Origin of the sequence: Aquiflexum sp., assembly GCF_041751335.1 — a bacterium.
In the GTDB taxonomy this organism is placed as follows: Bacteria; Bacteroidota; Bacteroidia; order Cytophagales; family Cyclobacteriaceae; genus Aquiflexum.
The window spans coordinates 1-8,079 of the sequence record NZ_JBGSXS010000119.1 but is presented as its reverse complement, the minus strand read 5'-3'; the positions used below and the strand labels follow the sequence as shown (position 1 = coordinate 8,079).

General features: G+C 42.8%; 7 protein-coding genes. 2 read left to right on the top strand and 5 right to left on the bottom strand.

Going from position 1 to position 8,079, the window contains the following annotated elements; translation table 11 throughout:
• From ACEW8U_RS06450 to ACEW8U_RS06430, 5 genes are all read right to left on the bottom strand, one after another.
• Nucleotides 1-1,647: acyl-CoA dehydrogenase (locus ACEW8U_RS06450; protein ID WP_373521216.1), on the bottom strand; the 1,647-nt coding region annotated here is incomplete at its 3' end.
• 126 nt (nucleotides 1,648-1,773) lie between these two features.
• A complete protein-coding gene (locus ACEW8U_RS06445; protein ID WP_373521217.1) occupies nucleotides 1,774-2,331 on the bottom strand; it encodes a sugar O-acetyltransferase in 558 nt (185 codons plus the stop codon).
• Nucleotides 2,332-2,389: 58 nt separating this feature from the next.
• Nucleotides 2,390-2,938 carry a DinB family protein gene (locus ACEW8U_RS06440; protein WP_373521215.1) on the bottom strand — a complete coding sequence of 183 codons (549 nt, stop codon included), beginning with the start codon at nucleotides 2,936-2,938 and terminating at the stop codon, nucleotides 2,390-2,392.
• 1 nt (nucleotide 2,939) lies between these two features.
• Nucleotides 2,940-3,611, bottom strand: coding sequence for a neutral/alkaline non-lysosomal ceramidase N-terminal domain-containing protein (locus tag ACEW8U_RS06435; protein ID WP_373521214.1), 672 nt, complete (start codon nucleotides 3,609-3,611; stop codon nucleotides 2,940-2,942).
• A 13-nt stretch (nucleotides 3,612-3,624) separates the two neighbouring features.
• The gene (locus tag ACEW8U_RS06430) at nucleotides 3,625-3,828 is read right to left on the bottom strand and encodes a hypothetical protein (RefSeq protein WP_373521213.1); all 204 of its coding nucleotides are present in this window, start codon (nucleotides 3,826-3,828) and stop codon (nucleotides 3,625-3,627) included.
• A gap of 95 nt (nucleotides 3,829-3,923) precedes the next feature.
• Here ACEW8U_RS06430 and ACEW8U_RS06425 point away from each other — a divergent pair, with 95 nt between their 5' ends.
• Together ACEW8U_RS06425 and ACEW8U_RS06420 are read left to right on the top strand one after the other, a co-directional pair.
• On the top strand, nucleotides 3,924-5,675 hold the full coding sequence (locus ACEW8U_RS06425; RefSeq protein ID WP_373521212.1) for an ABC transporter ATP-binding protein: 1,752 nt from the start codon (nucleotides 3,924-3,926) through the stop codon (nucleotides 5,673-5,675).
• Between the two features lie 375 nt (nucleotides 5,676-6,050).
• Nucleotides 6,051-8,079: DUF5916 domain-containing protein (locus ACEW8U_RS06420; RefSeq protein WP_373521211.1), on the top strand; the 2,029-nt coding region annotated here is incomplete at its 3' end.

Genomic DNA, 8,079 nt, shown 5'->3' with positions numbered 1-8,079 from the left:
ATCTTTTTCCGGGGAACCTTTGGACAAGTTTTGGTGAGCTATTAGACCCTGATGAAGCCATTGCCAGGCAATGGTCAGGATACTGAGATATTCCAAATATAAAGTTGCATCTGCAAGGAATTCTTCGGGATTTTTTCCTGCTTTGGCAATTAGATGACCGCTTATTTTTTGTACTCTTTGCAGGTATTTTTCAAGCTTTTCGGCAAAGGGGATTAAGGTGCTTTCTTCTTTGGCCTTTGCAATATTGAGCATTATTTTTTCAACAAAAATCTTTACCGCTTTGCCATCTTGCATCAAGACTTTTCTGCCCAATAAATCCAAGCCATGAATCCCTGTGGTTCCTTCATGTATGGGATGGATGCGGGCTTCACGGTAGTATTGCTCCACAGGAAAATCAGTAGTATATCCCGCACCTCCCAAAACCTGAACGGCAGCCGAAGTGGTCAGGCAACACATTTCAGAAGGATAGGATTTGGCTATCGGAGTCAGCAGGTCAAGCAGGAGGACAGCCTCTTCTTTTTCATGACCTTCAGCCACATGGACGAAATCTCCCAATTTGGCACAATAGAGCAATAGAGAAAGGGAACCTTCTACAATGGATTTTTGAAAGAGCAACATGCGCTTGACATCGGCATGCTCGATAATAGGGATTTGGGGCTGATTGGGATCCTTTTCCCCGATTTTTCGTCCCTGCGGTCTTTCCTTGGCATAAGCAAGGGAGGCGTAATAGGCAGCGGTGCCAATGGCCGCAGCATTCATGCCCACACCTACCCGGGCCTCATTCATCATTTGAAACATATAGGCCAAACCTTTATTGGGTTCACCTACCAAAAATCCTTCACAAGCATCATTTGAACCGATCATCAGGTGGGCAATGGGTGAGCCTTTGTAACCCATCTTATGGTAAAGTCCTTCTGTCAACACATCATTGGAGTCTCCGGTATCGGTTCTTTTCTGCGGAACTACAAACATGGAAATGCCCTTGACTGCGGCGGGTGCGCCTTTGATTCGGGCAAGCATCAGGTGAATCACATTTTCACAGGCATCATGGTCTCCACAGGAGATATAGATTTTCTGTCCTTTGATATTGTAAACGCCCTCGGTGTCTGTTGGTGTGGCTGAGGTAGAAAGGTCAGTCAGGGAAGAACCTGCATCAGGTTCGGTCAGGGCCATGGTCCCTTGCCACTTGCCATTGTACATATTGGGGGTGAACTGGGCCACCAGTTCCTTGCTTCCAAATGTCCGGATCAGATTGGCAGCACCTGAAGTAAGAAAAGGATAAACCGAGGCCGAATAATTGGCAGCCTGCCAGATAAAACCTGCGGCAGCCTGTATGGTGTTGGGCAGTTGTTGTCCACCTTCATCATAAGGGAAACAGGCATTGATCCAACCGTCTTCTCCATATTGGCGGTAAATCTTCTTCATGCCATCATGCACGATAATTTTCCCTTCAACCAATTGAGGTTCCTTTCTATCCATTTCTGTCAACAATGGTCTCAAAGAAGTAACCCCAATCTGATCAGCAGCATCCAAGACCAATTCAAATGTTTCCTGATTATGATCTTTGAAATAGTCAAAGAAGGTCAACGACAAGGCATCAATATTTTCAAAAAGCTGGAAATGGAGGTCGCGTTTGGAGTAAAACATGGTTAGGTTGGATGAAAGTTAAAGTCAAAGTATTTTTTTAATAACCACAAAAGAGACAAAATTCCACAAAGTTTATGAGAGGCTACCTACCTCTTTTGTTACTTTTGTGGTTCAAAATTTATATTTTCAAACCAGACTTCTAATCACCTTACAAGGGTTTCCTGCGGCTAAAACGTCTTCGGGGATGTCTTTGGTGACTACTGAACCTGCTCCGATGATGGACCTTGATCCAATGGTCACTCCGGGACAGATGATCGTAGTGCCTCCGATCCAGACATCATCTCCGATGGTTATTGGTTTGCCAAATTCTACCAAGCTTCCTCTTACTTTGAAATCGGTGGGATGGGTAGCCGCATAGAACTGGACATTTGGTCCAACCAACACCCTGCTTCCAAAATTAACTGGAGTGACATCTAAGATAACGCAGTTAAAATTAAAGAAAACATCGTCTCCAGCGGAAATGTTGTATCCGTAATCACAATAGAATGGAGGCTCTATCCAGAAGTTCTTACCTTTCTTTCCAATCAGTTTTTGAAGTATACTTTCTCTTAGTTCGGTTTCATCAGGGTTGGAATCATTGAGTTGTTTGGTCATTTGCCGGGCATGAAGCCTTTCTGATGCAAGTTCAGGATCTGAGGCGAGATAGAGATCGCCTGAGAGCATTTTTTGTTTTTCGGTTTTTATTAGAGACATAAGACTTAAGATTCAAGACAAAAGAGGTTTTCAGAGATTTTTTGAAGGTTTAGATTTTTGTTAAAAGTAGGTTTTTGGCTTGGTCGAGGTGTCGGAGCTCGTGGGCAATGATGATTTCGATTGCTTTTTCCAGAGAATACACGATCAATTTATTGGCGGGGGAATGAATGATCTGATTTTTTTTTATGAGTGGTTCCATCTGAACTATCCAACTTTTCAATTCTTCCTGATGTTGTTTGAATCTTTCTAAAATGGTATCATCACCTTGTTGAATTTTTGGCTCCCAAAGGGGGAAGGTTTTTTGCTTTTTCTTGCCACCATCTGATACGGATTTGAATATCATATCCCCAAATAAATTTGTAAAAAAGGGAAATCTTCCTATAAATGCACCTTGGTAGGTACCGTTTTTGAGTCTTTCTAAAATCGGGAAATAAGTTTTGTTGATGGTGATCAGGTGTTCGATGTTTTCTGCAATGCTCCAGATTTTGGGATTGGGTTTGAGATGGATATTTTCTAGAGGAATGTTGACAAAGCTATTAATTGCTCCTTGTGTAATCTGATCAACAGATTCAGTCCATTTTTGGGTTTTAGAATTCATATCAATAAGTAACAGGTGGTTTGTCTTTTCTTTCGGAAAGGTGACAAGCGAAATTGGTCAGTGTTGCGATACTTTTGCCCATGTCATCTATAAACTGTAGGATAGTCACACTCCGGTCAATTTCCTCATCACAGATATTGGCGACCCATTCTTCCCCAAATTCGGTCAGGGAATAGCTAGTGGTGGCTGGCTTTAAATTGTTGGATGCGGATGCGATTTGTTGAATAACAGTTTCAAATAAAAATTTCATGTAATCAGGACTGACACCGCTTTCGGTGTAGTCTTTTCCCCATAATCCTACAACATCAGGCCCTGAATGGGTATGGGTCGAACTGATAATGATATTTTCAGGAGAAAATGGAATTCCAAAATCCACAAATGCAGCTTTTTTTCTAATGGTTTGTAAGTCCTGATACAATAGCCCTATACAATCCAAGGTGACCAAAGCGAAGGCAGTTTCACCATCATAAGCCACTATGGCCTTGGCATAAAGATTATCCTTGATACCTGTAAAGGTTCTATTTTGCTTATCTCCTGCTATGTAGCTTCCGATTGCCGGATTGATGACAGCTTTGGAAACGCCAACTTGAAGGACAGTGGGTTTTTGCTTTTTTTCTGAGGTACAGGAATAGAAGATTAAAAATACCGTGGAAATAAATAAGATGTTTTTCATTATACCACAATGTTCATTTGCTAAATATGTGCTTATTTTCCTTCCACCAATTTGCTTTTGATTCGTCTGCCAATTTATTGGCGATTTCCTCGGTCGCTTGGGAATCCTGGGTAGCCTCCCTATATTTTAGGAAATCAAGAATTCTCTGAAGTTCTTTGATATCAGTATTTGCAGGAATTTTGAATTCAATTTCTTTTTCTGTTCGCTCAACTATCATATTCAAATATACTGAAATCAGATGAAAAATGATTTAAGTCCAAAAGAACTAATCCATTCCTTTTTAATGTTACAAACTGTTTTTAACCCATCAACATGACTAATACTAAATCAAAAGAAAGCAAGGTCACCATGACCTCTGTGTTCAAAACCATCATCTGGCCAAGAAGAAAGCAATTGTTTTTAGGTCTTTTTTTGATCATCATTTCGAGACTATCTGGCTTAGTGTTGCCTGGTGCCAGTAAAATATTGATTGATGATGTGATCCCTTCCAATGATTTGGACCTGCTCAAATGGTTGGTATTGGGAGTGGTGGCGGCCATCACCATTCAGGCGACCACCTCTTATGCATTGACCCAGATCCTAAGCGTGGAAGCGCAGCATCTGATTTCTGTTCTGCGCTCCAAAGTACAAAAGCATATTCTTCAACTCCCCATCCGTTTTTTTGACAATAACAAAACAGGTGAGTTGGTTTCAAGGATTATGACGGATGTGGAAGGGGTGAGAAACCTTGTGGGAACCGGGTTTGCCCAAATGGTTGGTGGGGTGTTGACGGCTGTTATTTCACTGGTGCTGTTGATCTATATCAGTCCGATGATGACGATTTATGTCTTGGTTCCGGTGATTATTTTTGGATTGATTTCTTTGAAAGCTTTTGGTAAAATCCGACCTATTTTCAGAGAAAGAGGAAAAATCAACGCAGAAGTCACGGGCAGGCTGACCGAAACTCTTGGAGGTATCCGGGTGATCAAAGGTTTCAATGCCGAAGAGCAGGAAATCAAAACTTTCGAAGCAGGTGTGGAGCGGCTTTTTCTCAATGTGAAAGCAAGTCTGACAGCGACCAGCTTTGTGACCTCCTCAGCTACATTTCTGTTGGGACTGGCTTCTGCCGGTATCATGGGGATAGGTGGATATATGATTATGGATGAGCAAATGACCTTTGGGGACTTTTTGGCCTTTACGCTTTACCTTGGTTTTATGATTGCTCCGATAGTACAGATGAGCAATATCGGCAGTCAGCTGACTGAAGCTTTTGCAGGACTGGACAGAACCGAAGAAATCATGAATTATCCTTTGGAAGATGCGCAAGGATATAGAAATTTAATGCTTCCAAATTTTAAAGGGGATATCAGTTTTCAGAATGTTTCTTTTGCCTATGAGGAAGGAAAAGAGGTGGTCAAAGGCATCAGCTTTGATGCCCCGGCCGGGTCGGTGACTGCTTTGGTAGGTACATCAGGTTCAGGCAAAACCACCATAGCAGGTTTGGCAGCTTCATTTTTAAATCCTGATTCAGGACTGATTACCATTGATGGAAACGACTTGCAAAAAGTATCCTTGAAAAGTTACAGATCTCAGTTAGGAGTGGTGCTACAGGATGATTTTTTGTTTGAAGGTACCATCAAGCAAAATATCTTATTTCCAAGGCCAAATGCAACAGAATCGGACTTGCTTCAAGCTGTAAAAGCTGCCCATGTGCAGGAGTTTACAGATAGGTTTGAAGATGGATTGGATACTTTGATAGGAGAGCGGGGAGTGAAACTGTCCGGTGGACAAAGACAAAGGATTGCTATAGCACGTGCGATTTTGGCTGATCCAAAGATCCTGGTTTTGGATGAAGCAACTTCCAATTTGGATACCGAATCCGAGTCTCTGATACAAGCAAGTTTGAAACAATTGATGAAAGGACGGACTACCTTCGTGATTGCTCACAGACTGAGTACCATTCGACAGGCAGATCAGATTTTGGTCATCGAAAATGGGGAAATAAAAGAAAGAGGCAAGCATGAAGAGTTGATTGCATCTCAGGGAAGGTATTACCAACTTTATACCTATCAGGCTAGGATTTGAGTATGGGATTTTTTAGTCTCAGTAGGCAGTTATCAGTGTTCAGTAGGCAGTTTTCAGTTGGCAGTGTGTAGCAGTGGGCAGTTTTTAAGTAAGCAGTAAGCAATGGACTAGTTTTCAGTTTTTAGTGGGGCCGTAAGCAATGGGCATGTTTGTATGGGCAGGCATATCAGACATAGTCGTAGTGTTCGGTTGGCAGCTGCATTAGGTTGTGTGTAGTCTCAATATGCAAGACCAAAAACTTGTAAACCATTTATAAAAAAGTTGGGATTTTGACAGATTCTAATGAGGTAAATTGCGGATTCTATGCGATTTTCTGCCAAAATTTTCAGTTATCCAATTTTATTTTTGTGCCTTTTTACTCCTATTATTCAGGGGATGGCACAAGATTCAAAGTCTTTGGAGGCATACCGTCTCAAGTCCGGTGAAATGATAGAATTAGATGGGAAAGTGGATGAAGAATTTTGGGAAAATACAGAAGTGGCTTCAAATTTTTTGATGATGGAGCCCGTAGAAGGATCTCCTGCATCCGAACGGACCATCATCAGGGTTGCCTTTGACGACCAATACCTGTATATAGGGGCCCGGTTTTATGATTCCGAACCAGATCAAATTAAAGCTTTCCAAAGGAGAAGAGACCAATCTTTGTTAACTGATGACAGGTTTGTTTTTATTCTGGACACTTACAACGACAAGCGCTCTGCCTATTATTTTGAAGTCAATCCATTAGGTCTGATGAGTGATGCACTTCTGCGGGTAAGTCAGGGCTCAAGGCTGATACCTGAATGGGACGGTATATGGAGGGCCTGGGTTAGCAGGGATACTGAAGGATGGTCAGCAGAGATTAGAATACCCTTCATGACACTCAATTTTGACCCCAACGCAGAGGTTTGGGGAATCAATTTTTTGAGAACCATCAGAAGGAAAAACGAAGAAGTACTGTGGTCTGGTCACCGGCGCAATCAGGGTATCCTTAGACCACAGGATGCCGGTAAACTAACAGGGCTGAGCGGCATCAACCAGGGAATTGGACTGGAAGCGATTCCTTATGGGATTGTCTCGGAGGTCCGACAAAGGCCCGATCCTGATAGTCCTATACAAAGTGAATTCCGGTACAATGCCGGAGGGGAATTGAATTACAATATATCGCCCAATCTGAAAGCAGGTATTACTATTAACACTGATTTTGCCGAAACCGAGGTGGATGATAGGCAGATAAACCTGACACGTTTTCCGCTTTTTTTTCCGGAGAGGCGGGCTTTCTTCCTGGAAGGTTCCCATATATTTCAGTTTGCGCCTTCCAGCAATCCCAATCCTTACTTTAGCCGGAGAATAGGTCTGCAGGACGGAAGGCCCATACCGATCCGGTATGGCGCCAGAATGATAGGGAGAATCAGTAATACGGATGTAGGATTTCTTCATGTCCGTACCGGAGAAAGTCAGGAAAATTCCGGAGAGTCATTTACGGTAGGCCGCGTAGTTCAGAATTTTGCGGGAGAAAGTACTATTGGTATCATGTATACCAGAAGGGATACAGATGATGACCCATTGCAGACCAGACAGACTTTAGGGGCAGATCTAGGCCTCAATACCTCTAGATTTCTGGGAAATAAAAACCTGCAGTTTGAGGCATTTATGGCAGCCCATACCGAAACCGAACTGGGAGATAACTCCAACCTTTGGGACAGATCAGTCCGCGGAGCCAGAATCAATTTCCCCAACCAACCTTGGGATGCCCATGTCAGTTATAGGGAATTTGGCATCAACTATGACCCTGCCGTGGGATTTGCCCCCAGAGTGGGATTCAGGCGCCTTCAGCCTACGATTACCTATAATCCCTTGATCGGTAAAAGTGCCATCATCAGAGAACTGAGTTGGCAGTATTATTTCGAATATCTCATGGAAATGGACTGGAGGCCAGCTACGGTCAATCACCGGTTACAGTTTTTAGGCATCAGGTTCGAAACAGGTGATATCCTGCAGTTTGAGGTCAACCATAATTATGAATTTCTGGACCATACCTTTGATATCCTGAGAAACGGAGAGTTTATCATCCAGCCTGGAGATTATTACAATTTGGGCTACAGCATATCGGCCCAATCAGCTAGATTCAGAAGAGTCGGCGGTGAATTTACCTTTGACAAGGCCGGATTTTGGACCGGTGAGCAAACCATGGTTACAGCAGACCTTTTTGTAAGGCCTTTTGTTGGACTGAACATGACAGGAAGCTGGATCCACAGTAGGGTCAGGCTGGCTGAAGGTGACTTTGATACCCACCTTTTCCGTTTGATCACAGCTTATGATTTTTCCCCCTGGGTTTCCCTCAACTTCAACATCCAATATGACAATGTCACCAATTATTTGGGTACCAATACCCGTTTTGCTTGGGTGATAAGCCCTGGGAACA